This is a genomic window from Pseudomonas siliginis, assembly GCF_024072275.1.
GTDB lineage: Bacteria > Pseudomonadota > Gammaproteobacteria > Pseudomonadales > Pseudomonadaceae > Aquipseudomonas > Aquipseudomonas siliginis.
Genome location: NZ_CP099598.1, coordinates 249,489 through 275,756, shown reverse-complemented (window position 1 = coordinate 275,756; position 26,268 = coordinate 249,489). Strand labels below are relative to the sequence as shown.

Sequence of the window (26,268 nt, the reverse complement as noted above, 5' to 3'; positions counted from 1 at the left end):
GGATTGCGAGTCTGTGGCAATGGCCGTGCGACCAGAGCCTTGCAGACCCGCTCCTACAAATCACCGATCACTTGGTGGCGGTGCCATCCGGTACGAACACGTAACCCACGCCCCAGACAGTCTGGATGTAGCGCGGTTTCGACGGATCGGGTTCGATCATGCGGCGCAGACGCGAGATCTGCACGTCGATGGAACGCTCCAGCGCATCCCATTCACGGCCACGGGCGAGGTTCATCAGCTTGTCGCGGGTCAGCGGCTGACGGGCGTTCATCACCAGCGCCTTGAGTACCGCGAACTCACCGGTGGTGAGCATGTGCACTTCATCGCCACGCTTGAGCTCGCGGGTCGCCAGCGACAACACGTAATCACCGAAGGTGACGTTTTCGTCCTCACTGCCCGGTGCGCCCGGCACCGGTGCGGCCTGACGGCGCAATACCGCTTTGACCCGAGCCATCAGCTCGTCCGGGTTGAACGGCTTGGCCAGGTAATCGTCGGCACCCAGTTCAAGGCCCTTGATACGGCTCAGCTCATCGCCCTTGGCGGTGAGCATGATGATCGGAATCTGGTTGTTCGCGCTGCGCAGACGGCGGCACGCGGTCAGGCCGTCTTCGCCCGGCAGCATCAGGTCGAGAACGACCAGATTGAACACTTCACGCGCCAGCAGACGGTCCATCTGCTCGGTGTTCGGAACGGTACGGGCACGGTAGCCCTTGCTGACGAAGAAACGCTCCAGCAGGCTGCTCAGCCCCGGATCGTCATCAACGATAAGAATTTTTTCGCCTTCAGCAGTTTGTGCTGTGCTGCTCATTGGATGCTCCTTTTAGCTCGGCGCGCATTATGGCGTAGCTGCCGTTATACGCACCGTGTGCATTGTTAGCAGATTTTTCCTTCACTGCCAGAAAACCGAGGTTTATGCCTACAGCCTGCAACGCCCCCGAATGACAGAACGCTGGTTATAATGCGCGGCGTTTTGCGCCAGGCAACGTCTGAATCGTTACCGTAAGTGGCCGGTATTTTTTCCGGCCCTGTGCAGTAACTGTTCGATTTCACGGGTCAATGGGCAGCTTCTTGATCCAGGCAGCGGCAATTTTCCAGCCGCTCAATCAGCCTCCAGGCCATTATCTGCGTGCCTGCGAGCCTGCTTTCATACTATGTCAGGTGGTTTTATGGACAGCATCAACAGCCGCATCGCCGAGGAACTCGGCGTACGCCCACAACAGGTCGAAGCGGCCGTCGCGCTACTCGATGAAGGTTCTACCGTCCCCTTCATCGCCCGTTACCGGAAAGAAGTCACCGGCAGCCTCGATGACACCCAGTTGCGTCATCTGGAAGAGCGCCTGCGCTACCTGCGAGAACTCGACGAACGGCGCATCAGCATCCTCGCCAGCATCGAGGAGCAAGGCAAGCTCACCCCTGCCCTGGAACGCGACATCAAGCTCGCCGACACCAAGACCCGTCTCGAAGACTTGTACCTGCCGTACAAGCAGAAGCGCCGCACCAAGGGCCAGATCGCCCTCGAAGCCGGCCTCGGCGAACTGGCCGACGGCTTGTTCAACGACCCGAACCTGTCGCCGGAAACCGAAGCCGCGCGCTTCGTCGACGCCGAAAAAGGCGTGGCCGACGTCAAGGCTGCGCTGGAAGGCGCCAAATACATTCTCATGGAGCGCTTCGCCGAAGACGCCAGCCTGCTGGAAAAGCTGCGTAATTTCCTCAAACAGGAAGCGATCCTCAGTGCCCGCGTCATCGCCGGCAAGGAAGAGGAAGGCGCCAAGTTCCGTGATTACTTCGAACACGACGAGCCTCTGAAAAGCATGCCATCGCACCGTGCCCTGGCGATTTTCCGTGGCCGCAACGAAGGCATTCTCAGCTCCGCGCTGAAAGTCGGCGATGAGTTGCCTGGCACCATGCACCCGTGCGAAGGCATGATCGGCCAGCAGTTCGGCATCCAGAACCAGAACCGCCCGGCGGACAAATGGCTCGGTGAAGTGGTGCGCTGGACCTGGAAGGTCAAGCTCTACACCCACCTGGAAACCGACCTGCTCGGCGAGTTGCGCGACGGTGCCGAAACCGAAGCGATCAACGTTTTCGCGCACAATCTGCACGACCTGCTGTTGGCCGCTCCGGCCGGCCCGCGCGCGACCCTGGGCCTAGACCCGGGCCTGCGTACCGGCTGCAAGGTGGCCGTGGTCGACTCGACCGGCAAGCTGCTCGATCACGCCACGGTTTACCCGCACGTGCCGCACAACAAATGGGATCAGACCATCGCCATCCTCGCCGCCCTGTGCGCCAAGCACTCGGTGGATCTGATCGCCATCGGCAACGGCACTGCCAGCCGTGAGACCGACAAGCTGGCGATCGAACTGATCAAGAAATATCCAGCGATGAAAATGACCAAGGTCATGGTGTCCGAAGCCGGCGCCTCGGTGTACTCGGCCTCGGAACTGGCGGCCAAGGAATTCCCGGATCTGGACGTGTCGATCCGTGGCGCCGTATCGATCGCCCGTCGCTTGCAGGATCCGCTGGCCGAACTGGTGAAAATCGATCCGAAATCCATCGGTGTCGGCCAGTACCAGCACGATGTCTCGCAGCTGAAACTGGCGCGCGGTCTGGACGCCGTGGTCGAGGACTGCGTAAACGCCGTGGGCGTGGATGTGAATACCGCCTCCGTGGCCTTGCTGGCACGGATTTCCGGCCTCAATGCGACGCTGGCGCAGAACATCGTTGCTCACCGTGACGAACACGGCGCGTTCAAGACCCGTGCAGCGCTGAAGAAAGTCGCGCGACTGGGCGAGAAAACCTTCGAACAGGCCGCCGGTTTTTTGCGCGTGATGAACGGCGACAACCCGCTGGATTCGTCGGCGGTGCACCCGGAAGCCTATCCACTGGTGCAGCGCATTGCCGCTGAAACCGACCGCGACATTCGCTCGCTGATCGGCGATGCCGCGTTCCTCAAGCGTCTGGACCCGAAGAAATTCACCGACGAAACGTTCGGTCTGCCGACCGTCACCGACATCCTGCAAGAACTGGAAAAACCCGGTCGCGATCCACGTCCGGAGTTCAAGACTGCCGAATTCCAGGAAGGCGTCGAAGACCTCAAGGACCTGCAACTGGGGATGATCCTTGAAGGCGTGGTGACCAACGTGACGGCATTTGGTGCATTCGTCGACATCGGCGTGCATCAGGATGGTCTGGTGCACATCTCGGCGCTGTCGGAGAAGTTCATCAAGGACCCGCGCGAAGCGGTCAAGGCCGGTGACGTGGTGAAAGTGAAGGTCATGGAAGTCGATATCCCGCGCAAACGCGTCGGTCTGTCGATGCGCATGAGCGACACTCCCGGCGAGAAAATCGATGGCGCCCGTGGCTCGCGTCCGGGCTCGGCACCGCGCCAGTCTTCGGGCAACGCGCCGCGCAAGGAAACCGCCACAGCCGCGCCGGTGAAAAATGCGATGGCCTCGCTGTTCGCCAACGCCAAGCAGTTGAAGAAACGCTGATGGAGATGCCGGCCGGGCTCGTCGAGAGCGCGTTTTTCAAGCTGTTGGGCTGTCGCCTGCACAGTCTCGAAACCGGGGTGGCGCAAGTCGCCCTGGCGCTTGAGCCCGAACTGCGCAATCGCGGCGGCAAACTGCACGGCGGCGCGCTGTTCAGTCTGGTCGACATCGCCATGGGCCTGGCTTGTTCCAGCAGCCATGGCTTCGATCAGCAGAGTGCGACCATCGAATGCAAGATCAACTACATCCGCGCCGTTTCCGACGGCGAGGTGCTGTGCACGGCGCGGGTGATCCACCCGGGCCGGCGCACGCTGGTGGTCGAAGCCGAGGTGATGCAGGGCGACAAACTGGTCGCAAAAGCGCAAGGCACCTTCGCTGTCCTGTAGATGTTGCTCATCATTTTGAGTTAATTTCGGCGCAACGAATCCTGTGGGAGCTGCCGAAGGCTGCGATCTTTTGATTTTGTTTTTCAACAGCAAGATCAAAAGATCGCAGCCTTCGGCAGCTTCTACGGGTTCATGTGTGCGGCTGACAGGCTAGAAAACCAGGCGATAACGCCAGTTTCAACTTCACCCTTGTAGACCGTCTTGCCCACCCCCATATTGGGGCGACTGACGCGTGAAGGAATCCAAATTGAGCGAACTTCTCAACCGCCGCCTGGCTCTGCTCGGCGAGCGCGCTAACCTCTCTCTGCTCAAGCAGTGCCTGCACGGTATCGAACGTGAATGCCTGCGCGTGACCAGTGAAGGTCGCCTGGCGCAAACGCCGCACCCCGAAGCCCTGGGTTCCGCGCTGACCAACGAACAGATCACCACCGACTACTCCGAGTCGCTGCTGGAATTCATTACGCCAGCCCTGCCGGATCCTGCCGACACGCTGGCGAGCCTGGACAAGATTCATCGTTTTGCCTACAGCAAACTCGGCAACGAGTACCTGTGGAGTCCATCGATGCCGTGCCCGTTGCCGGCCGAGGAAGATATTCCGATCGCCTATTACGGCACCTCCAACATCGGTCAGCTCAAGTACGTTTATCGCAAGGGCCTGGCCCTGCGTTACGGCAAGACCATGCAATGCATTGCCGGGATTCACTACAACTTTTCCCTGCCGGAACAGCTCTGGCCATTGCTGCGCGAGGCCGAAGGTTTCGTCGGCACCGATCGCGATTTCCAATCGGTTTCCTACATCGCGTTGATTCGCAACTTCCGTCGCTACAGCTGGCTGCTGATGTACCTGTTCGGTGCCTCGCCGGCGCTGGACGCCGGCTTCCTGCGCGGGCGTTCGCATCAGCTCGAGCAGCTCGATCCGGACACGCTGTATCTGCCGTACGCCACCAGCCTGCGCATGAGCGATCTCGGTTATCAGAGCAATGCCCAGGCCGGCCTGACACCGTGCTACAACGACCTGGCGAGCTACACCGACAGCCTGCGCGAAGCCGTGGCCACGCCCTACGCGCCATACGTGGAAGTCGGCACGCACAAGGATGGCGAATGGGTGCAGCTCAACATCAACATCCTGCAGATCGAAAACGAGTACTACTCCAACATCCGCCCGAAACGCGTGACCTACACCGGTGAGCGGCCGATCCAGGCGCTGATGGCGCGCGGCATCCAGTACGTCGAAGTGCGCTGCCTGGACATCAACCCGTTCCTGCCGATGGGCATCGACCTCACCGAATCGCGCTTCATCGACGCCTTCCTGCTGTACTGCGCGCTGAACGACAGCCCGCTGCTGACCAACACTTCGTGCGGCAACGCCACCTCGAACTTCCTCAGCGTGGTCAAGGAAGGTCGCCGTCCGGGCCTGCAATTGCAGCGTGACGGTCAACCGGTCGAGATGAAGCAATGGGCGGCCGAACTGCTGGAACAGATTGCTCCGCTGGCGGCGATGCTCGACCAGAGCGTCGGCGGCGATGCCCACAGCAAGGCGCTGGATGCGCAACTGGCCAAGGTCAACGACCCGTCCCTGACCCCATCGGCGCAGGTGCTGGCGGCCATGGCTGAGCACAAGGAAAGCTTTGCGCAGTTCTCCCTGCGCCAGAGCCAGACCCACGCCGAGTTCTTCCGCAGCGAGCCGTTGGCGGCTGACGAGCAAGCGAAGTTGGAAGAACTGGCGCGCGCATCGCTGGCGCAGCAGACCGAGCTTGAACAGAACGAGGTTGGCGATTTCGATGTGTTTGTTGGCGCGTATCAGGCGAGCATCCTCGCCATCAGCAATTAAAGCCGCCCCAGCCTTGATCGTTCCCACGCTCTGCGTGGGAATGCAGCCTGTGACGCTCCGCGTCACTTTGGACGCAGAGCGTCCTTTGAGGCGTTACCACGCAGAGCGTGGGAACGATCAGTCAATGGCTCATCCTCTCCTGTCTTAGATTTTTCCGCTCATAAGCTCATTCGAAAAAGTTATTTATTTCGCGATTCTTAGATCATTTAGTCTCCACTCATGCCGACATTCGGTCGCCTGATCTGGAGCTCTCAATTGAAACTGAATTTCCCGCTTCGCCTGCTCGCCGCCGCCTCGCTGGCCGCTGCAAGCTTCCTGGCCCAGGCGGCCGATCTCACCGTCGCCTACCAGACTACCGTCGACCCGGCCAAGGTCGCTCAGGCCGACGGCGCCTACGAGAAAGCCACAAAGGCCGATATCAGCTGGCGCAAATTCGATAACGGTGCCGACATCATTGCCGCCATCGCGTCCGGCGATGTGCAGATCGGCTATCTCGGTTCGAGCCCGTTGACCGCCGCGATCACCCGCAAAGTGCCGGTGGAAACCTTCCTGATTGCCACGCAGATCGGCGCCGCTGAAGCACTGGTCGCGCGCGACGGTTCCGGCATCAAGACTCCGCAGGATCTGATCGGCAAGAAAATCGCCGTGCCATTCGTTTCCACCGGGCATTACAGCCTGCTCGCGGCGCTCAAGCACTGGAACATCGACCCGTCGAAAGTCACCGTGCTCAACCTCGCGCCGCCAGCGATCATCGCCGCATGGAAACGCGGCGATATCGACGCCACTTACGTGTGGGATCCGGCACTGGGCGTCGCCAAGGAAAACGGCACAGTGCTGATCACCTCCGGCGAACTGGCCAAGTTCGGCGCGCCGACCTTCGACGCGTGGATCGTGCGCAAGGACTTCGCCGAGAAGCACCCGGAAATCGTCACCGCATTCGCCAAGGTCACCCTCGACGCCTACGCCGCTTACCGCAAGGATCCGCAGGCCTGGCTGGCCAACCAGAGCAACGTCGACAAACTGGTCAAACTCTCCGGCGCCAAGGCCAGCGACATCCCATTGCTGCTGCAGGGCAACGTCTACCCATTGGCGGCGGATCAGGTCAGTGACCTCGGCGCGCCGACCACCAAAGCCATCACTGACACCGCCGCGTTCCTCAAGGAGCAAGGCAAGGTCGAAGCCGTCCTGCCGGACTACGCGCCGTACGTCAGCGCCAAATACATCACCAACTGATCGGGAGGTACAGCGATGGCCTTGCTACAGCTGGAGCGCATCAGCGCACAGTACCCGGGCAGCCCGGAGCCGGTGCTGGCGGATATTTCTCTGACCCTGGGGCCGCAGCAATTGCTGGTCGCCCTCGGCCCTTCCGGCAGTGGCAAGACTTCGCTGTTGAACCTGATTGCCGGCTTCGTCGAGCCGAGTGCCGGGCGCATCACCCTTGACGGCGTGCCGGTCAAAGGCCCGAGCGCCGAACGTGGCGTGGTGTTTCAGGACGACGCCTTGCTGCCTTGGCAGGACGTATTGGCCAACGTCGCCTTCGGCCTCGAACTGGCCGGTGTCGGCAAGGACAAACGCGAACAGCGCGCCCGTGAAATGCTCGCGCTGGTCGATCTTGCCGGCTTCGAAGACCGACGCATCTGGCAATTGTCCGGTGGCCAGAAACAACGCGTCGGCCTCGCCCGCGCCCTCGCCGCCGATCCGCGCGTGCTGCTGATGGATGAGCCGTTCGGTGCGCTTGATGCGTTCACTCGCGAGCAGATGCAGGAGCTGTTGCTGCAAGTCTGGCAGCGCACTGCCAAACCGGTTTTCCTGATTACCCACGACATTGAAGAAGCGGTGTTCCTCGCCACGGACCTGATTCTGCTGGCACCGAATCCGGGGCAGATCGTCGAGCGCCTGCAGCTGGATTTCGGTCAGCGTTACGCCGCTGGCGAGTCGGCCCGCGCGATCAAATCCGATCCGCGTTTTATCGAAACCCGCGAGCATGTACTGAGCAAAGTCTTCTCGCAACGCAGCGCCGTACCCCGGCAGGAGCGCGCATGAGCAGTTACGACGTTTCCGCTGCGGCGGTGAAAACACCTTCGGTGAGCATCCCGCTGCGCCGCAGCCTCAGCACTCGCTGGATCAGCCTGCTGACCCTGTTCGGCCTGTTGGCGGTCTGGTGGGCGGTGACCGCTACCGAGTTGATCGAACCGCTGTTCTTGCCACCGCCCTCTGCCGTGCTGCAAAAAGGCTGGCTGCTGGCGACCTCGGGATATATGGATTCGACGCTGTGGCAGCACCTGGGCGCGAGCCTGAGCCGCATCGGCCTGGGTCTCGCTTTTGCGATTCTCACCGCCGTGCCGGTGGGCATTGCCATTGGCGCCAACCGCATCGCCCGTGGCGTGCTCGATCCGCTGATCGAGTTCTACCGCCCGATCCCGCCGCTGGCGTATCTGCCGCTGATCGTGATCTGGTGCGGCATTGGCGAGTTGTCGAAAGTGCTGCTGATCTACCTGGCGATTTTTGCGCCGATTGCCATTGCCACCGCGACTGGCGTGCGTACCGTCGACCCAGCAAAACTGCGCGCGGCGCAGTCGTTGGGCGCGACGCGCGTGCAGTTGATTCGCCATGTGATTCTGCCCAGCGCACTGCCGGACATTCTCACCGGCGTGCGCATTGGCCTGGGGGTTGGCTGGTCGACCCTGGTCGCCGCTGAACTGATCGCGGCCACCAGTGGCCTGGGCTTCATGGTGCAGTCGGCTGCGCAATTCCTGGTCACAGATGTCGTGGTGCTGGGAATTCTGGTCATCGCCCTGATCGCCTTCGCCATGGAAATGGGCCTGCGCGCATTGCAGCGCAGACTGGTGCCGTGGCACGGCCAGGCGCACTAAATCGCCTTGTGAAAATTCCCCTGTGGGAGCGAGCCTGCTCGCGAAAGCGTCAGATCATTCACTGCACTGTCGCCTGACACTCTGCATTCGCGAGCAGGCTCGCTCCCACAAAAGCATGACACTCCGAATTCGAAGAGAACGACCATGAGCACCCTCAACATCACCCCGTTAAGCTCGGCCCTCGGTGCGCAGATCAACGGCGTCGACATCAGCCAGCCGCTGAGCCTGGAACACCGCGACGCCATCGAACAGGCGTTGCTCAAATATCAGGTGCTGTTCTTCCGCAACCAGCCGATCGAGCCGGCACAGCAGGCACGTTTCGCGCATTATTTCGGCGACCTGCACATTCATCCGATCTACCCGAACGTGCCGGAACAACCGGAAGTGCTGATCCTCGACACCGCCGTCACCGACGTGCGCGATAACGCGATCTGGCACACCGACGTGACCTTCCTGCCAACGCCCGCGATGGGCGCAGTGCTCAGCGCCAAGTTGCTGCCGGAGTTCGGTGGCGACACATTGTGGGCCAGCGGCATCGCGGCATATGAAGCGCTGTCGGCGCCGATGAAAACCCTGCTCGAAGGTCTGACGGCCACCCACGATTTCACTCGTTCGTTTCCGCTCGAGCGCTACGGCAACACGCCTGAGGCGCTGGCGCAGTGGGAAGAAGCGCGGCGCAAGAATCCGCCGCTGTCGCACCCGGTGATCCGTACGCACCCGGTGAGCGGCCGGCGCTCGCTATTCGTCAATGAAGGATTTACCTCAAAGATCAACGAATTGTCGGAAACCGAGAGCGAGGCGATCCTGAAATTTCTGTTTGCCCACGCGACCCGGCCGGAATTCACCATTCGCTGGCGCTGGCAGAAGGACGACATCGCTTTCTGGGACAACCGCGTGACGCAGCATTACGCGGTGGACGATTACCGCCCGGCGCGGCGGGTGATGCAGCGGGCGACGGTGTTGGGGGATGTGCCGTTTTTTCGCTGAGCCCTTTTAAAGGCAAAAGCCCCTCACCCTAACCCTCTCCCGGAGGGAGAGGGGACTGATTGGGGATGCTGTAGAAGTACGCCGACCTGAACGTACTTTGCTGAATCCATAATCGACTCGGTATTTCAGGTCGATGTAAGACGCAAGACACCTCGGTCGGCTCCCTCTCCCTCTGGGAGAGGGCTGGGGTGAGGGTGGCTCACTCCGCCGTCGAAGGCTTCTCCCAAAGATTGATCCCGCCCTCCTGGGCAAACCGGTCAATCTCCGCCAGCTCTTCAGCACTGAAATGCAGATTCTTCAGCGCCCCGACGTTCTCGATGATCTGCTCCGGCCGGCTCGCACCAATCAGCGCCGAGGTCACTCGTGGATCACGCAGGGTCCACGCCAGTGCCAGCTGCGCCAGACTCTGGCCGCGACGCTGGGCGATTTCGTTCAACGCTCGCACGTGAGCAATGTTGGCCTCGGACAAGTGCGAAGCCTGCAGCGAGCCGCCGCCCGGGCGATTGACTCGCGCATCGGCCGGCACGCCGTTGAGGTATTTGTCGGTGAGCAAGCCCTGCGCCAGCGGCGTGAACGCGATGACGCCCGTGCCGAGTTCATCGGTGGTATCGAGCAGATCCTTTTCCACCCAGCGATTGAGCAGGTTGTACGCCGGCTGATGAATCAGCAGCGGCACTTTCCACTCTTTCAGCAGCGCGGCCATTTCTCGGGTTTTCACCCCTGAGTAGGACGAGATGCCGATGTAAAGCGCCTTGCCCTGCTGCACGGCGGTGGCAAGGGCGCTGGCGGTTTCTTCCAGCGGGGTGTCCGGGTCGAAGCGGTGCGAATAGAAGATGTCCACATAGTCCAGACCGAGGCGTTGCAGGCTCTGGTCGAGGCTCGCCAGCACGTATTTGCGCGAACCGCCGCCCTGACCATACGGGCCGGGCCACATGTCCCAACCGGCCTTGCTCGAGATGATCAGCTCGTCGCGATACTGCTTGAAGTCTTCGCGCAGCAGGCGACCGAAATTGATCTCGGCGCTGCCGTATGGCGGGCCGTAGTTGTTGGCCAGATCGAAATGGTTGATGCCCAGATCGAACGCTGTGCGCAGCAAGGCGCGCTGGGTGTCGATCGGCGTGCTGTCGCCAAAGTTGTGCCACAGGCCCAGCGACAAGGCCGGCAGCACCAGACCGCTGCGGCCGACGCGGCGGTAGGGAATGGAGTCGTAGCGATTTTCGGCAGCGGTGTAAGTCATCGAATCCTCTCTTGTCTGTCTTTTAGTCATCTGCAACCGGACACCTTTGTGGCGAGGGGATTTATCCCCGATGGATGGCGAAGCCGCCCCAAAACCTGAAACCTCGGCGAATCTGGTGTACCGAATGCGCTGGTTTTACGACTGCTTCGCAGCCGAACGGGGATGAATCCCCTCGCCACAAAAGCCCCATCAATCATGCAAAGCGATTTGCAGGTCGAACCAGCCCCAGGTTCTGCCGCAGCGTGCGGCCTTCATATTCAGTTCTGAACAAGCCACGCCGTTGCAGTTCCGGCACCACGCCATTGGCGAAATCTTCCAGCCCGCCCGGCAGGTGCGGCACCAGCACATTGAAGCCGTCCGCCGCGCCTTGTTCGAACCACTCCTGCAGGCAATCGGCAATCTGTGCCGGCGTGCCGACCAGGCTGTGATGCCCCCGCCCGCCAGCGATCCTGCGACCAAGCTCGGCGAGGGTCAGGCTCTCCCGCCCGGCCAGCTCGGTCAGCAATTTCTGTCGGCTCTGCTGACCGCTGTCAGTCAGCGGCAATGGCGGCAGCGGCCCGTCCAGCGGGTACTTCGATAAATCGAAGTTGCCCAGCATACGCCCAAGCAGCGCGACGCCCACCTCCGGTTCGACCAATTGCTGAAACGTTTCAAACTTTTCCTGCGCTTCAGCTTCGGTAGCAGCGACCACCACGAACACACCGGGCATGATTTTCAGCGAATCGGTGCTGCGCCCGAACTTGGCCAAGCGTCCCTTGATATCAGTGTAAAACGCCTGTGCGGCGGCCAGCGAAGTCTGCGCGGTGAACACCACTTCCGCCGTTTGCGCCGCCAGTTCGCGCCCGGCTTCGGAAGAACCGGCCTGGACGATCACCGGTTGCCCCTGCGGCGAGCGCGCGACGTTCAGCGGGCCTTTGACCCGGAAATGTTCACCGACATGATCGAGCACGTGCAGCTTCTGCGGGTGGTAATAGGCGCCGCTGGCCTTGTCGCGGTGGAAGGCATCGTCTTCCCAACTGTCCCAGAGCCCGGTGACCACCTGATGAAACTCACGGGCGCGGCTGTAGCGTTCGGCGTGGCCGATGTGTGCGTCGCGGCCGAAATTCAGCGCCTCGGCCGCATTGTCCGAAGTCACCAGATTCCATCCCGCCCGTCCGCCCGACAAATGATCGAGCGAAGCGAACTTGCGCGCGACGTGGTATGGCTCGTTGTAACTGGTGGTGGCCGTGGCGATCAGGCCGATGTGCTCGGTCACCGCGCTCAGTGCCGAGAGCAAGGTCAGCGGCTCGAAGTGATCGGAGCGCGCCATGCGGCTGGCGATGTTTTCGGTCGGTGCGGCGACGCTGTCGGCGACAAACAGCGCATCGAACTTTGCCGCTTCGGCGATCTGCGCCAGACGTTTGTAATGGGCGAAATCCAGCCCAGCATCCGCCGGCACGTCCGGGTGCCGCCAGGCCGCTACGTGATGCCCGGTGGCCATGAAAAACGCACCGAGTTTCATCTGTCTGCTCATCTCAGAAATCCTTGCGCAGTTGCACGCCGAAATAGCGCTCGTCATCCCGTGGCACGGCGCGATAGATGTAGCTGCCGCCACTGGCCAGCAATGACGAATAGGATTTGTCGGCGAGGTTCTTGCCGAGCAGGGCGACACGCCAGCCATTGCTGTAATCGGCCAAGGCGACGCTGGCGTTCCACAGCCCGTAGGCGCCCTGTTTGGTATCGGGGTTCTGGCTGATGTCGTACTGCACTTCGCTCTGCCAGCTGTAGTCAGTGCCCAGTTCGATATCGAGACCGTTGTCCAGCGGAATTGTGTAGTCGGCGCGCACGTAGCTTTTCCAGTCCGGGCTGAACGGCAATGGTTTGCCGTTGACGTTGCACGACGCCGCCGCGCCGGCCGGGCAGGCGAATTCGTCGATGCGTGCGCGGGTGTAGGCCAGTGAGCCGGAGAACTTCAGTTGCTGGGTGGCTTGCAGGGCGTAATCGAGTTCGATGCCTTCACTGGTGACGCTGCCGGCGTTGATCAAACGCGTCACCACCTGCCCGGCGACGGTGTCGAAAAAGTTCGCCTGATAGTTGTCGTACTCGCTGTGGAAGATCGCCAGGTTGGTGGTCAGGCGGTTGTTCCAGGAGGTGGCTTTGATCCCCACTTCCCAGGTGTTGGAGGTCTCCGGTTTCAGCGCTTCGGTGTCGCGCGGCTGCATGTTGAAAAACACGTTGTACGCCGGGCCTTTGTAACCGCGCGAATAGGTCAGGTAACTGGTAACGGTATCGCTCAGGTCATATTGCAGACCGAGGCGACCGGACCAGCCGTCCTCGTCCACCGAGCCAGAGCTACTGGTCGCCGGTTGAATGCCGCTGACGGTGGTCGCTGATGTTGAAACGCGACGGTGATCGTATTTCAGATCATCGTGGGTATAGCGCAGACCGGCGATGCCGCGAAAGTTCGAAGTGAAGTTCAGCGTGCTCTCACCAAACACCGCGTAGCTGTCGCTGGTGGTGCTGTAATCGGCAACGCCACGGTCGGTGCGTGTGGTGGTCGTGAGGGTGCGCTGATAGGTCTCGTCGTCCTTGCCGTGCATGTAGAACAGGCCGCCGACGTACTCGAGAAACTCGCCCTTCGGTGAGGCCAGACGCAGCTCTTGCGAATACTGGTCGAAGGCCAGATCGCCTTTATCTGCCGTGCCGGGGAACGCCGCCGTCACGGTGCCGAGGCGATCACCATCCTGATACTGGGTATTGTCCCAGCCGCGCCATGCGGTGATCGATGTCAGCGTGTAATCGCCCAGTTGCCAGTCGAGCTGGCCGGACAGGCCTTTGTTGATGTCCTCGATGTGAGAGCGGGTGTCGGTGTTGATGTCGCGGTTGTGGCTGCTCGCGCTCACCGGACTCAGCGCGTTGGCGAAGGCCGGCGTCAGCGCTTGGCTGACGACACCATTGGGCGCGTCGTCGTGGGACTGCATGTAGTCCGCGATCAGGGTGAAAGTAATGTCGTCGTTCGGGGTGAATTCGAGTTTGCCGCGCACACCGCGGTGGTTGTAACCGTTGACCTCGTGGCCGTTGTGTTGATTGTCGATGTTACCGTCGTACGTGCCGAACAAGGTGCTGATCGAGCCCTTCAGCGTGTCCGGAATCAGACTGCCGCCAAGGCCGAAACGGCTGCGGCTTTCGTTGCCGCTGTAGAACGCCTGATCGATATAGCCGTGTGTTTCGGCGGTCGGTGCCTTGCTGGAGATGTTGAGTACACCGGCCGAGGCGTTCTTGCCGAACAGCGTGCCTTGTGGGCCACGCAACACTTCGACGCGCTCCAGATCGAGCAGATCCAGCGTGGCCTGACCGGGCCGCGCGTACACCACGCCGTCGATCACTGTCGCCACGGTCGGCTCGACGCCGGGCGAGGTGGAAATCGTGCCGACGCCGCGCACGAATAACGAGGTGTCCTTGTTCGAGGCGCCGGTACGGAAATTCAGCGACGGCACTTGCTGAACGATGCTCGCCAAGCTATTGCGGTTATCGCGTTCGAGCTGTTCGCCGTCGAGCACGGAAACCGCCACCGGCACTTTCTGCAGGGACTCTTCGCGGCGAGTCGCGGTCACCGTGACGGATTTCAGCGTCGGTTCCTGATCGCTGCTGTCAGCGGCAAACGCCATGGGCAGCGGCAGCGCCGCCAGCCCGGTGAAAATCCAGCCCGCCGCGTGTATCGACTGCGTCAGTGTGTGTAATGCCCCAGGAAAATTACGCATAGGTGTTCGCTCGAAAATGGCCCTGAACCGCTGCCGTTCTGCGACGACAGCGCCTGAATCTGTCTTGGGCATTCGCTCGAGCGAGTAGCAGACAACGCGCCTTGTTAGCGCTAACATCGGCAATATTGGCCATCGGCGAATAGAGCGTCCAATACTGAAAAATTACTTTTATATGCGATTTGGTTTTTAGAAAGGATCGAGTCTTGAACGTTGAAAAACCGCGTAAACGTCGTGGCGCCGGCCGTGTAACGTTGAATGCCGTGGCGCGTGCGGCCGGGGTGTCGGCGATTACCGTGTCGCGGTATTTCAATCAGCCCGAACAGGTTTCGCCCGAGCGGCGCGAGCGTATTGCAGCGGTGGTTGCCGAGCTCGGTTATGTGCCGAATCTGGTGGCGGGTGGTCTGGCCTCGGCGCGGGGGAAAATCGTCGGCATGGTCATTCCGAACATCTCCGGGCCGATTTTTGCCAACACGATCCAGGGCTTCAGCGACACCCTTAGCCGTCACGGTTATCAACTGTTGCTGGCGTCGAGTTATTTCGATATCAAGCAGGAAGAAAATGCCGTGCGCGCGTTTCTCGGCTGGTCGCCGGCAGCGCTGGTGCTGACCAGCCACTTTCACAGCGCAGGCACCGAGAAAATGCTCGCCGAGGCGGATATTCCAGTGATCGAAACCTGGGATTACCAGCCGGAACGCGGGCCGATGCAGATTGGCTTTTCGCATTTCGAAGTGGGCGTGACAGCGGCAAGGCATCTGCTGGACAAAGGCTATCAACGCATTGCTTTCGTACAGAACAGTGCGCCGGGCGACTTCAGTGCACTGGAGCGCCGCGATGGTTATGCCGCCACTGTGCGTGAAGCAGGACGTGAGCCATGGATCTTCGCCCCGGACGCCGACCGCGCACCGTTCGAGGCCGGCAAGCAAGCGATGGACGCCCTGATGAACGCCTCACCACGCCCCGACGCGATCATCTTCGCCAACGACAATCTCGCCGCCGGCGGCCTCCTCGCCGGACAACGCGCGGGTATCAAAATCCCCGCAGACTGCGCCGTGCTCGGCTTCGGTGATTACCCGTTTGCCGAGATGTTATTGCCCAGTCTGAGCACGATCAAACCGCCAGCGCTGGAGATTGGCGTGCTGGCGGCAACGCGAGTGCTGGAAAGCCTTGGCGTACTGCCCAACGAAGCAGTGCAACGGCTGAACCTGCTGCGATGCCAAGTGATCGAGCGCGAAAGCTCCTGACTGCGGGAGTGAGCAGGATCGCTCCCACAGAATTTCTGTCATACCGACAATTCGCGCAGCGCAGCCGCCGCCAGAAATCCGGAGCGGGAACGGTAGCGCCGGTCTCGCCGGACGGTCTGGTCAATACGTTCCAGCAACTGCTCGGGCAATGTGGCATTGAAGCGCACTGATTTGCCGAAGTAAGGCGTGATGTCAAAGTCGACCACGCCCCAGATACCGCCCGCGTAATCCGGGTTATCAAGATGAGCATCAATGTCGCGCACTTGCGGCAGTGGGGCGCCATCGGCGACCAGCCCCTCGTAGTGCAGCGCCAGCGCTTCCTGCGTGTTTTCGAAAGCTTCGGCTACCGTGGCGCCTGCGGAATAACACCCCGGTACGTCCGGAATGATCACGCCGTAGTCCGAGTCGGCATCCTTATGCAGAACGACCGGGAATTTCATAAAGGTTTCCTTCGCCCTTTCCGACGTCAAGAATTACAACTCTAGGGCACAAAGCGCGCAGCGATACACACCATACACACTTGGATAAATAATAGTCTGTTTCGTGATCATTACAGATGGACGGATCAACGGCGGGGCCCAAGATTGCGATGGGCAGTGCGATATTCGGCGTGCCAGTGGCGGCGATGGTGTTGTTCATGCTGCTGAGCGCCGAGTCCTGAGCAGACCCGGCGCGCAGCCGTCGGTCAACGCACCAGATGCAGGAACTGCATGTGCCGTTCGTACTGGTCGAGGATGTCGTTGATGATCTGCTCTTTGGTGTAGCCGACCAGATCGTAGTCCTGACTGCCCTCGCTCAAGTGCACTTCGGCGCGGTAGTAGCGGCGATTGTTGAGTTGCTTGGAACCCATGCCGCCGCGCGCGAACGATGGCGTGAAGTAGCCGCGCATCTGCACCTGATAGATGAACGGATGCTGCTCGCCATGACCGATTTCCAGGCTGACGTTGTCATGCGCCGGATCCGGCTGGGTAACCACGTGCAGGCCTTTTTCGACGAACACGGCGGTCACTTCTTCGATCGCCGGGCGGACGGTGCTTTCCATGAAGCGGTACACCTCGTCGCGGGACGGGAAGTGCACGGCCTGACTCAGGCGCTGACGCCAGCCACCGGTGCCACGCCGCGAACCGGAGACCGGCGCCAGCGAATGCAACTGCGCGATCTGCTTCTGCGACTCCAGATAGAACGCCTTGTGCAGGCCCCACATCATCAGCAGCAGAATCAACGAGAACGGCAATGAGGTCAGCACCACCGCCGACTTCAACGCGTCGATGCTGCCGGAAAACAGCAGTGCGCTGGTGATCAGCGCGGTCATCGCACCCCAGAACACCCGCAGCCATTTCGGCCCGTCTTCATCCGGGTTGCCGCCTTTCGCCGACAGGGTGGAGAGCACCACGGTGCCGGAATCCGCAGACGTCACGAAGAACACGAAGCTGATGAACACCGTCACGGCGATGACAGTCTTGCTCCACGGATAGGTTTCCAGCAGCAGATAAATGCTCATCGACGGATTGTCGATGGCCGACATGCCCAGCGCACTCATGCCGTGATTGAGCACTTGATCCAGGGCGCTGTTGCCGAAGATCGACATCCACGCCAAGGTGAAACCGAGCGGAATCAACAGCACGCCGAAGACGAATTCACGGATGGTGCGGCCACGGGAAATCCGCGCGATGAACAGGCCCACGAACGGCGACCATGCGATCCACCAGGCCCAGTAGAACACGGTCCAGCCGCCCAGCCAGTCGCTCGGTTTGTCGTAGGCGTAGAGGTCGAAACTCTTCATCGGCAGCGCGCCGAGGTAATCGCCGACGTTCTGGATCAGGGTGTTGAGCAGGTGCTGTGTCGGCCCGGCAAACAATACGAACAGCAGCAGCCCGCAGGCCAGCAGCATGTTGATGTCCGACATCACCCGCACGCCTTTGTCGACGCCGGAGACGGCCACAATGATCGCCGCACCCATCATCAGCGTGATCAGGCCGACCTGAATCCACTGCGTGTGGGCGATGCCGAACAGGTAGTCCAGCCCGGAGTTCAGATGCAGCACGCCGAAGCCCATGTCGGCACCAAGACCGAACACCGTGGCGATGATGCCGAAGCCGTCCACCGCATAGCCGATCGGGCCGTTGATGCGTTTGCCGATCAGCGGATACAGCGCCGAACGCAGGGCCAGCGGCAGGTTGTGCCGATAGGCGAAATAGGCCAGTGCCATGCCGACGAAGGCAAACACGCCCCAGCCATGAAGGCCCCAATGCAGGAACAGGATCTGCATCGCCTGGCGTGCCGCATCCGCCGTGCCCGCGTCGCCTTGCGGTGGCTGGAGCATGTGGGTCAGCGGTTCGGAGACGCAGAAGAAAAACAGCGTGATGCTGATCCCGGCGGCGAACAGCATGCCGGCCCAGGACAGGTAACTGAATTCGGGTTCGTCGTGGTCGGCACCGAGTTTTATCTTGCCGTAGCCGGATAAGGCGGTGACCACCACGAAGACCAGATACAGGGTCATCGCGAGCATGTAGTACCAGCCGACCGTATTGGCCGCCCAGTTTTGCGCTTCCAGCAACCAGGCGCCGGCCTGCTCGGGGATGGCGATGACGACAAGACCAAACAGCAGAATGACCGTCGCGGCGAAGTAGAACACCGGCGGATTCATGCGCACCAGACCGCTGGCGGGGGTAGACGATGCACTCATGAAAGGTGCACCTCGAAGGGTTGAAACGTGGCTGAAATGATCGGACTCAGCAAAGGCAAGCCTCCTGTTGTGAGCGGGCAGCGAACCACCGGTTTAACTTGAATGAACGTTCAAGTTAAACATGAATGGGGCGGTAAGGACTAATCGCAGGGCTGGGCGGTAGGTTTCCTACAGCGCCCGAGGAGGTTTATGACGCGGGTTTTGTGAGATTCGTTCACTGCGCCAAGCAAGAATCAAAAGCCCCTCACCCTAACCCTCTCCCAGAGGGAGAGGGGACTGATTGGGGGATATTCAGAATGTGCGCCAACCTGAGGAAACCGTGCCGAATCCATAATCGTCCCGGTATTTCAGGTCGATGTATGACGCAAAACACCTCGGTCGGCCCCCTCCCCCTCCGGGAGAGGGCTGGGGTGAGGGGAAAAGGATTCCACGGCCTACTTCTGCGTCCCGTCATCATGCTGCAGATTTGCCTGCGTCAGATTCGCCCCCGCCGGCACACTGCGCGTCAGCCAGACGTTGCCGCCAATGGTCGAGCCCTTGCCGATGGTGATCCGTCCGAGAATCGTCGCCCCGGCATAAATCACAACGTCATCCTCAACGATCGGATGGCGCGGGTGGCCCTTCTGCAATTGGCCGTCCTCATCCGCCGGAAAGCGCTTGGCACCCAAAGTCACCGCCTGATAAATGCGCACCCGTTCGCCAATGATCGCGGTTTCGCCAATCACTACGCCTGTGCCGTGATCGATAAAGAAACTGCGGCCGATCTGCGCGCCCGGGTGGATATCGATGCCCGTCGCCGAGTGCGCGATTTCCGCGCTGATCCGCGCCAGCAGTGGCAGTCCGGCACGGTATAAATGGTGCGCCAGGCGATGGTGAATCACCGCAAGAATGCCCGGATAGCACAGCAGCACTTCATCAACGCTGCGCGCCGCCGGGTCGCCGTGGTAGGCCGCCAGCACGTCGGTGTCGAGCAGCGTGCGCAAACCCGGCAATGCGAGGGCAAAATCCTGCACGATCTGAATGGCGCGGGTCTCGACTTCACTGTCGTCCTGCGCGCTGTGGCGGGCAACGTAACGCAGCTCCAGGCGCGTCTGCGCCAGCAATGCATTGAGCGCTACATCAAGCGTGTGGCCGACGTAGAAGTCTTCACTTTCTTCACGCAGATCGACCGGCCCCAGACGCATCGGGAACAGCGCGCCACACAGCGCCTCGAGGATTTCCGCCATCGCCGCTCGCGACGGCAATTCGCGGCCGCCCTGCTCTCCTGAAGCCCGACCATTCTGTGCGCGCCACTGATCCCGCGCGCTGCGCAGCTGGCTGACGATGGTCTGCAATTGCCAATGGCTGGAACGCTCGCTCACGGTAAAGACTCCTCACGGGCGGCCGGACTGTCTGGCCGCGTCATCGGCGCCTACTTTACGGCATGGCTTTGCCGACGAATTAAGAACCGATAGTACTGGCCTCAGTCCATTTGGCTATAAGCGATTGGCGGTTGCCCGTGCAAAAACGCGTGCCTATAGTCCTTTCATTCTTCTGCGCCAGTACGGACCCATGATCAAACAACAGCTGCAACGCTTCCCCCGTCTCGAACTGCTGAGCCACCCTACTCCGCTGGAAAAACTCGAACGCCTGTCCACCTGGCTTGGTCGCGAGGTGTACATCAAGCGCGATGACCTGACGCCGCTGGCGATGGGCGGCAACAAGCTGCGCAAACTCGAATACCTGGCCGCCGACGCGCTCGCGCAAGGTGCTGACACGCTGATCACGGCCGGTGCGTTGCAATCGAACCACGTGCGCCAGACCGCCGCGCTGGCCGCGAAACTCGGCCTCGGTTGTGTGGCGCTGCTGGAAAACCCGCTCGGCACTGATGATGGAAATTACACCGGCAACGGCAACCGCTTGCTGCTGGATCTGTTCGACACCAAAGTCGAGCTGGTCGACAACCTCGACAATGCCGACGAACAACTGGCCGCCCTCGCCGTGCGCCTGCGCAGCAACGGCAAGAAGCCGTATCTGGTGCCGATTGGCGGCTCCAACGCGCTCGGTGCTCTGGGTTATGTGCGCGCCGGGCTGGAGCTGGCCGAGCAGATCAAGGACAGCGGCCTCGATTTCGCCGCGGTGCTGCTGGCGTCGGGCAGTGCCGGTACTCACAGTGGCCTCGGACTGGCGCTGAGTGAGGCGCTGCCGCAACTGCCGGTGATTGGCGTGACCGTTTCGCGCAGTGAAGAAGATCAGCGCCCGAAGGTTCAGGGTTTGGCCGAATGCACCGCTGAGCTGCTGGGCGTCGAGTTGCCGGCCAGCTTCAAGGTCGAGCTGTGGGACGAATATTTCGGCCCACGTTATGGCGAACCGAATGCCGGGACTTTGGCGGCGGTGAAACTGTTGGCGGCTCAGGAAGGTCTGTTGCTTGACCCGGTGTACACCGGCAAGGCCATGGCCGGCCTGTTAGACGGGATTGGCCGGCAGCGATTCGATGACGGCCCGGTCATCTTCCTGCACACCGGGGGCGCGCCAGCGTTGTTTGCCTACAAGGATTTTCTGTAAGAGCAGATCAAGAGATCGCAGCCTTCTGCAGCTCCTACATGAGATCACCTGCAGCAGCTGCCGAAGGCTGCGATCTTCAAGCAGTCACGCATATTCCTGAAATGAATAACAATTTTAGTATTAAGTATTTTCAAGTCTAAAACAGACATCTTATAGTCTCGCCGCAGGCGAATTTCAGGCGAGACGCTTAAGCTGCTTTAAGGCAGGATAGCGCTGTCGTCCAAATCACCAATTTGCCTACATTCCTTAAGCGTCTTCCATAAGAAAACACAGGGGCTTGTCATGAATTTTTCCGCACTACGTCGCACTCTGCTGGTCGGTTCGCTGGGTCTTGCGCTCAGCGCCGGCCTGATCGGTCAGGCAGTGGCCGGTGAGCAGTTGCAACAGATCAAGGACAAGGGCGTTCTCAACGTCGGCCTGGAAGGCACTTACCCACCGTTCAGCTATGTCGACGAGAACGGCAAGCTGTCGGGTTTTGAAGTGGAGCTGTCCGAAGCGCTGGCGCAAAAGCTCGGCGTCAAGGCCAAGATTCAGCCGACCAAATGGGACGGCATCCTCGCCGCACTCGAATCCAAGCGTCTGGACTTGGTGGTCAACCAAGTGACCATCTCCGACGAGCGCAAGAAGAAGTATGACTTCTCCGAACCGTACACCGTCTCCGGCATCCAGGCCCTCGTGCTGAAAAGCAAAGAGTCGGCGCTGAACATCAAGACTGCCGCTGACCTGTCCGGCAAGAAAGTCGGTGTCGGCCTGGGCACCAACTACGAGCAGTGGGTCCGCGCCAACGTGCCGGGCGCTGACGTGCGCACCTACGACGATGATCCGACCAAGTTCGCCGACCTCAACAACGGTCGTACCGATGCCATCCTGATCGACCGTCTGGCTGCCCTCGAATACGCCAAGAAAGCCCCGAAAACCGTGGCTGCCGGCGAGGCCTTCTCGCGTCAGGAATCCGGTATCGCCCTGCGCAAAGGCGAGCCTGAACTGCTCGCTGCGGTGAACAAGGCGCTCGACGAACTGCGTGCTGACGGCACTCTTGAGAAACTGTCGAAGAAATACTTCAACGCAGACGTCACTAAATAATGGAAGAGGCTTTCCAACTCGCGCTGGATTCCGCGCCCTTTTTGTTGAAGGGCGCGTACTACACGGTAGTCCTCAGCCTCGGCGGGATGTTCTTCGGTCTGCTGCTGGGCTTCGGCCTCGCGCTGATGCGCCTGTCGCGCTTCAAATCGGTCAGCTGGCTGGCCCGCATCTACGTGTCGTTCTTTCGCGGCACGCCGTTGCTGGTGCAGCTGTTCGTGATCTATTACGGCTTGCCGCAACTGGGCATGGAGCTTGATCCGCTGCCAGCAGCGCTGATCGGTTTCTCGCTGAACATGGCCGCCTACGCCTGTGAAATCCTTCGTGCCGCGATCGGTTCGATCGAACGCGGTCAGTGGGAGGCTGCTGCGAGTATCGGCATGACCCGCGCGCAGACCCTGCGCCGGGCCATCCTGCCGCAAGCGATGCGCACGGCATTGCCGCCGCTGGGCAACAGCTTCATTTCGCTGGTCAAGGACACGGCGCTGGCCGCGACCATTCAGGTGCCGGAGCTGTTCCGTCAGGCGCAGCTGATTACCGCCCGGACTTTTGAAGTCTTCACCATGTATCTTGCCGCCGCGCTGATCTACTGGATTCTGGCCACGGTGCTTTCGCACTTGCAGAACAAGTTGGAAGAGCGGGTCAATCGGCACGACCAGGAGTCCTGACGCGATGATTGTCGTGGAAAAACTGACCAAGCAATTCAAGGGACAGGTCGTGCTCAACGGCATCGACCTTGAGGTAAAGGAAGGCGAAGTCGTCGCGATCATCGGTCCCAGTGGTTCGGGGAAAACGACGTTCCTGCGTTGCCTGAATTTCCTCGAAGAACCCACCAGCGGCCGGATCAAGGTCGGCGATATCGAAATCGATACCAGCCGCCCGCTGAACCAGCAGCAAAGCCTGGTGCGCAACCTGCGCCAGCACGTCGGCTTCGTGTTCCAGAACTTCAACCTGTTCCCCCATCGCACCGCTTTGGAAAACGTCATCGAAGGCCCGATCGTGGTCAAGAAGATGCCGCGCGACCAGGCAGTTGCTCTGGGTAAAAAGCTGCTGACCAAAGTGGGGCTTGCCGGCAAGGAGGACGCGTATCCGCGCCGGCTTTCCGGTGGCCAGCAACAGCGCGTGGCAATTGCCCGGGCGCTGGCGATGGAGCCGGAAGTCATTCTGTTCGACGAACCGACCTCCGCCCTCGACCCGGAACTGGTCGGCGAAGTGCTGGCGACCATTCGCGGTCTTGCCGAAGAAAATCGCACCATGGTGATTGTCACCCATGAAATGGGTTTTGCCCGTGACGTGGCCAATCGCGTGGTGTTTTTCGACAAGGGCGTAATTGTTGAACAAGGTGAAGCCAAGGCACTGTTTGCCAACCCGAAAGAAGAACGCACCAAACAGTTTCTCAGCAAGTTTCTGAATCACGCCTGAGAACTTTCTCTGCCACAGCCCTCAACTTCCACGGACGGAAGTTATCCCTCCCCCGGCATTTCATTCTTCTAAACATTTATTACTTGTGTGCGCAGATAAACATTGCGCAACGATGACGCACATCCTCGATTCGTCATATTTCCACACGTTTGCCGGTGAACGAACCCGCACAAAACGCCGCGAAACCGCTGTTTATCTGTAGCTGATTTCGCGCTTACGCCTAGGCTTATTGCCTCGATGACGTAGGAGCTTTCTGATTAACTTGTAATTTACGCATTAACTAATCCCCTCTATTGACACCCCTCTCCGCAGACTTTTATCTAGTCGGCAACCGGCGCCCCTTAGTTCAAACAACCCGCACTAATACCGAGCAAATACTTGTCGCTTTTATTGCCAGTTGATTCGCGCCTTTTTTGTTTTCCAGAAACGGATTTCGCTGCAAGACTTCAAGGAGAGAAACCGATGACCCGCACTTCGCACACACCCGAACTTGCAGCGCCAACGCTGGCATGCGCACAAAAAAACGGCATCAACCTGGCAACGGCAGCTCACCTGCTCATCGACGTGCCGCCCTACTGCGACATGGACGTTGGCGATCTGATCGAACTGTTCTGGGACAAATGCTATGTCGCGTCAAAAGTCCTCAGCGCGGCCGATGTGGGCGAGTCGGTCAGCCTGCGGGTGCCGGAGAGTTTCATCACCAACGGCACCGCGCGCATTCACTACCGCGTGATGCAGGTCGGCCAGGGCGCCGCGCTTTCGGCAACGACGCGGATACAGGTCAAACTCGATTGCCCGGGTGGCCAGCCCGCTGCGCACTGCGAAGATGAAAACCAGCAACTGGCACCGGTGATCATCCCCGAAGCGATTCGCCGCCAGGGCGTCAACCCCAGCCAGATCAAACGCGGCGTGCCGCTGACTATCGAGCCTTATCTGAACATGGCCGAAGACGACGCCATCACATTGCGCTGGGGTGATGTGCGCATGGATCTGGCGGCGCTCACTGCGGCCGACGTCGGGCTGCCGATTCAAGTCTGGGTGCCACCGGCGGTCATTGTCGAAGCGGGCGAAGACCTGCGGCTGGACGTGACCTACTGCATCCTCGACCGGGTCGGTAACAACTCGCGCTGGGCACCGCCGCGCACACTGAAAATCGGTTGCGTGAATCCGTACGTGAAAGTCCCGTTAAAGCCCGAATTCAAGGCCGCTGAATCACGTACCAAGTGAGACCTGCTCAAGGTGGGAGGTCAGTTATCTCTCACCTGAACCTCGTTAACCAAGCCGAACATCCACCCTTCTATGCATATTCCTAAAAGTTAGTTTATTTAATTTTTATACACGCTTAGGGTATATGCACCGGACCACCGGACATTCTTTCAATCGCCGCACTTCGCGGCGTTTTTCATGAGATGTGAGGTAGGTATGGTCCGGAACACAATCACCCCAGTGCAGATCGCCAGGGCATTGCGTGCAGCCAGGGAGCGGCACTGATGTCCAGTCTGGCAGATGCGAATCTGCAGTCCGATCTGGACATCGCCCCACTGTTGTTGCCCGCGCAAGTACTGCGCAACGACGCTCAAGCCATCAAGGCCGCCCACGAGCTGGCGCAGGCCGCCCGCGTGCAGGCGGCCAAACGCGACCGTCAGCGCAAGCTGCCATGGTCGGAAATCGAACAGTTCACCCGCAGCGGTCTGGGCAGCATTGCCATCCCGCGCGAATACGGTGGCCCGCAGGTTTCCTTCGTCACATTGGCTGAAGTATTCGCGATCATTTCTGCCGCCGACCCGGCGCTCGGACAGATTCCGCAAAACCAGTTCGGCATCATCCATCTGGTGCTCGGCACCGCTACCCAAGCGCAAAAAAAGCAGCTGTTCCAGAGTGTTGTGGAAGGTTGGCGCATCGGCAATGCCGGCCCGGAACGCGGCACGAAAAACACCTTGGAACTGAATGCGCGAATCAGTGCAGATGGCGACGACTACGTGATCAACGGCCAGAAGTTCTATTCCACCGGCGCCCTGTTCGCCCACTGGGTCGCGGTGAAAGCGCTCAACGATGACGGCAAGCAAGTGCTGGCCTTCGTCCGTCGCGGCACGCCAGGTTTGCGCATCGTCGATGACTGGTCGGGTTTCGGCCAGCGCACCACCGCCAGCGGCACGATCCTGCTGAACAACGTGCGCGTCGAGTCGAGCCTGGTCATCGACAACTGGAAGATCAACGAAAAGCCGAACACCCAAGGGGCAGTGTCGCAGCTGATTCAAGCGGCCATCGACGCCGGCATCGCACGCGGTGCTATCGACGACGCCATCGACTTCGTCAAAAGCCGCGCGCGGCCATGGATCGACGCCAAGGTCGAGCGCGCCAGCGATGACCTCTACGTGATCGCCGATATCGGCAAACTGAAAATCGAACTGCACGCCGCCGAAGCGCTGCTGCGCAAGGCCGGACAAGTGCTTGATCAGGTTCACGCGGCGCCACTCACTGCTGAGTCCGCTGCTCGCGCTTCGATCGCCGTGGCTGAAGCAAAAGTACTGACCACCGAGATCTCGCTGCTGGCCAGCGAAAAGCTCTTCGAACTGGCCGGCAGCCGCGCGACCCTCGCCGAATTCAACCTCGACCGCCACTGGCGCAACGCCCGCGTGCACACCCTGCACGACCCGGTGCGCTGGAAATATCACGCAGTCGGCGCCTATCGCCTGAACGGCACTTTGCCGGCTCGCCATTCCTGGATCTGAGACGACCAGTCATCTGGAGAA

Annotated in this window: 21 protein-coding genes; 14 read left to right on the top strand and 7 right to left on the bottom strand. The window is 60.6% G+C overall.

Annotated features, from left to right (window positions below; all coding sequences use genetic code 11):
• Positions 1–67: 67 nt before the first annotated feature.
• The gene (gene ompR, locus NF676_RS01735) at positions 68–808 is read right to left on the bottom strand and encodes an osmolarity response regulator transcription factor OmpR (RefSeq protein ID WP_016772186.1); all 741 of its coding nucleotides are present in this window, start codon (positions 806–808) and stop codon (positions 68–70) included.
• A gap of 358 nt (positions 809–1,166) precedes the next feature.
• On the opposite strand from ompR, the gene NF676_RS01730 reads away from it, so the two are divergent.
• The 7 genes from NF676_RS01730 (at position 1,167) to tauD (ending at position 9,565) form a co-directional block, all read left to right on the top strand.
• A complete protein-coding gene (locus NF676_RS01730) occupies positions 1,167–3,491 on the top strand; it encodes a Tex family protein (protein ID WP_252887127.1) in 2,325 nt (774 codons plus the stop codon).
• Entirely contained in the window at positions 3,491–3,874 is a 384-nt protein-coding gene (locus NF676_RS01725) for a PaaI family thioesterase (RefSeq protein ID WP_052512482.1), read from the top strand. The genes NF676_RS01730 and NF676_RS01725 overlap by 1 nt, the downstream gene beginning before the upstream one ends.
• A gap of 247 nt (positions 3,875–4,121) precedes the next feature.
• Positions 4,122–5,705, top strand: coding sequence for a glutamate--cysteine ligase (gshA, locus tag NF676_RS01720; protein WP_252887126.1), 1,584 nt, complete (start codon positions 4,122–4,124; stop codon positions 5,703–5,705).
• 255 nt (positions 5,706–5,960) lie between these two features.
• Entirely contained in the window at positions 5,961–6,938 is a 978-nt protein-coding gene (tauA, locus tag NF676_RS01715; RefSeq protein WP_160768537.1) for a taurine ABC transporter substrate-binding protein, read from the top strand.
• Positions 6,939–6,953: 15 nt separating this feature from the next.
• The gene (tauB, locus tag NF676_RS01710) at positions 6,954–7,748 is read left to right on the top strand and encodes a taurine ABC transporter ATP-binding subunit (RefSeq protein ID WP_071174062.1); all 795 of its coding nucleotides are present in this window, start codon (positions 6,954–6,956) and stop codon (positions 7,746–7,748) included.
• Positions 7,745–8,578 carry a taurine ABC transporter permease TauC gene (gene tauC, locus NF676_RS01705; RefSeq protein ID WP_150637913.1) on the top strand — a complete coding sequence of 278 codons (834 nt, stop codon included), beginning with the start codon at positions 7,745–7,747 and terminating at the stop codon, positions 8,576–8,578. The genes tauB and tauC overlap by 4 nt, the downstream gene beginning before the upstream one ends.
• A 144-nt stretch (positions 8,579–8,722) precedes the next feature.
• Positions 8,723–9,565: a taurine dioxygenase gene (gene tauD, locus NF676_RS01700; RefSeq protein ID WP_252887125.1), complete on the top strand. Its 843-nt coding sequence runs from the start codon at positions 8,723–8,725 to the stop codon at positions 9,563–9,565.
• A 199-nt stretch (positions 9,566–9,764) separates the two neighbouring features.
• Here the strand turns inward: tauD and mgrA are convergent, their stop codons facing one another.
• The 3 genes from mgrA to NF676_RS01685 form a co-directional block, all read right to left on the bottom strand.
• Positions 9,765–10,802, bottom strand: coding sequence for an L-glyceraldehyde 3-phosphate reductase (gene mgrA / locus NF676_RS01695; RefSeq protein ID WP_252887124.1), 1,038 nt, complete (start codon positions 10,800–10,802; stop codon positions 9,765–9,767).
• 193 nt (positions 10,803–10,995) lie between these two features.
• Positions 10,996–12,315, bottom strand: a complete 1,320-nt coding sequence (locus NF676_RS01690; RefSeq protein ID WP_056787075.1) for an LLM class flavin-dependent oxidoreductase — start codon at positions 12,313–12,315, stop codon at positions 10,996–10,998.
• A 1-nt stretch (position 12,316) separates the two neighbouring features.
• Complete coding sequence (locus NF676_RS01685; RefSeq protein ID WP_056787072.1) at positions 12,317–14,542, bottom strand: TonB-dependent receptor; 2,226 nt, start codon at positions 14,540–14,542, stop codon at positions 12,317–12,319.
• Between the two features lie 203 nt (positions 14,543–14,745).
• On the opposite strand from NF676_RS01685, the gene NF676_RS01680 reads away from it, so the two are divergent.
• Entirely contained in the window at positions 14,746–15,783 is a 1,038-nt protein-coding gene (locus NF676_RS01680; RefSeq protein WP_252879235.1) for a LacI family DNA-binding transcriptional regulator, read from the top strand.
• A 38-nt stretch (positions 15,784–15,821) separates the two neighbouring features.
• On the opposite strand, the gene NF676_RS01675 is transcribed toward NF676_RS01680, so the two are convergent.
• The 3 genes from NF676_RS01675 to epsC form a co-directional block, all read right to left on the bottom strand.
• On the bottom strand, positions 15,822–16,223 hold the full coding sequence (locus NF676_RS01675; RefSeq protein ID WP_039756416.1) for a type II toxin-antitoxin system HicB family antitoxin: 402 nt from the start codon (positions 16,221–16,223) through the stop codon (positions 15,822–15,824).
• 245 nt (positions 16,224–16,468) lie between these two features.
• On the bottom strand, positions 16,469–18,430 hold the full coding sequence (gene betT, locus NF676_RS01670) for a choline transporter BetT (RefSeq protein WP_167333564.1): 1,962 nt from the start codon (positions 18,428–18,430) through the stop codon (positions 16,469–16,471).
• A gap of 473 nt (positions 18,431–18,903) precedes the next feature.
• A complete protein-coding gene (gene epsC, locus NF676_RS01665) occupies positions 18,904–19,830 on the bottom strand; it encodes a serine O-acetyltransferase EpsC (RefSeq protein WP_024011175.1) in 927 nt (308 codons plus the stop codon).
• A gap of 190 nt (positions 19,831–20,020) precedes the next feature.
• Between epsC and NF676_RS01660 the strand changes: the two genes are divergently transcribed.
• From NF676_RS01660 to NF676_RS01635, 6 genes are all read left to right on the top strand, one after another.
• Positions 20,021–21,013, top strand: coding sequence for a D-cysteine desulfhydrase (locus tag NF676_RS01660; protein ID WP_252887123.1), 993 nt, complete (start codon positions 20,021–20,023; stop codon positions 21,011–21,013).
• Positions 21,014–21,295: 282 nt separating this feature from the next.
• Entirely contained in the window at positions 21,296–22,096 is an 801-nt protein-coding gene (tcyJ, locus tag NF676_RS01655; protein WP_016772199.1) for a cystine ABC transporter substrate-binding protein, read from the top strand.
• A complete protein-coding gene (tcyL, locus tag NF676_RS01650) occupies positions 22,096–22,761 on the top strand; it encodes a cystine ABC transporter permease (RefSeq protein ID WP_016772200.1) in 666 nt (221 codons plus the stop codon). The genes tcyJ and tcyL overlap by 1 nt, the downstream gene beginning before the upstream one ends.
• A gap of 4 nt (positions 22,762–22,765) precedes the next feature.
• On the top strand, positions 22,766–23,515 hold the full coding sequence (gene tcyN, locus NF676_RS01645; protein ID WP_076565047.1) for an L-cystine ABC transporter ATP-binding protein TcyN: 750 nt from the start codon (positions 22,766–22,768) through the stop codon (positions 23,513–23,515).
• A gap of 462 nt (positions 23,516–23,977) precedes the next feature.
• Positions 23,978–24,742 carry a hypothetical protein gene (locus NF676_RS01640; protein ID WP_252887122.1) on the top strand — a complete coding sequence of 255 codons (765 nt, stop codon included), beginning with the start codon at positions 23,978–23,980 and terminating at the stop codon, positions 24,740–24,742.
• A gap of 263 nt (positions 24,743–25,005) precedes the next feature.
• Entirely contained in the window at positions 25,006–26,247 is a 1,242-nt protein-coding gene (locus tag NF676_RS01635) for an SfnB family sulfur acquisition oxidoreductase (protein ID WP_252887121.1), read from the top strand.
• Positions 26,248–26,268: the final 21 nt, after the last annotated feature.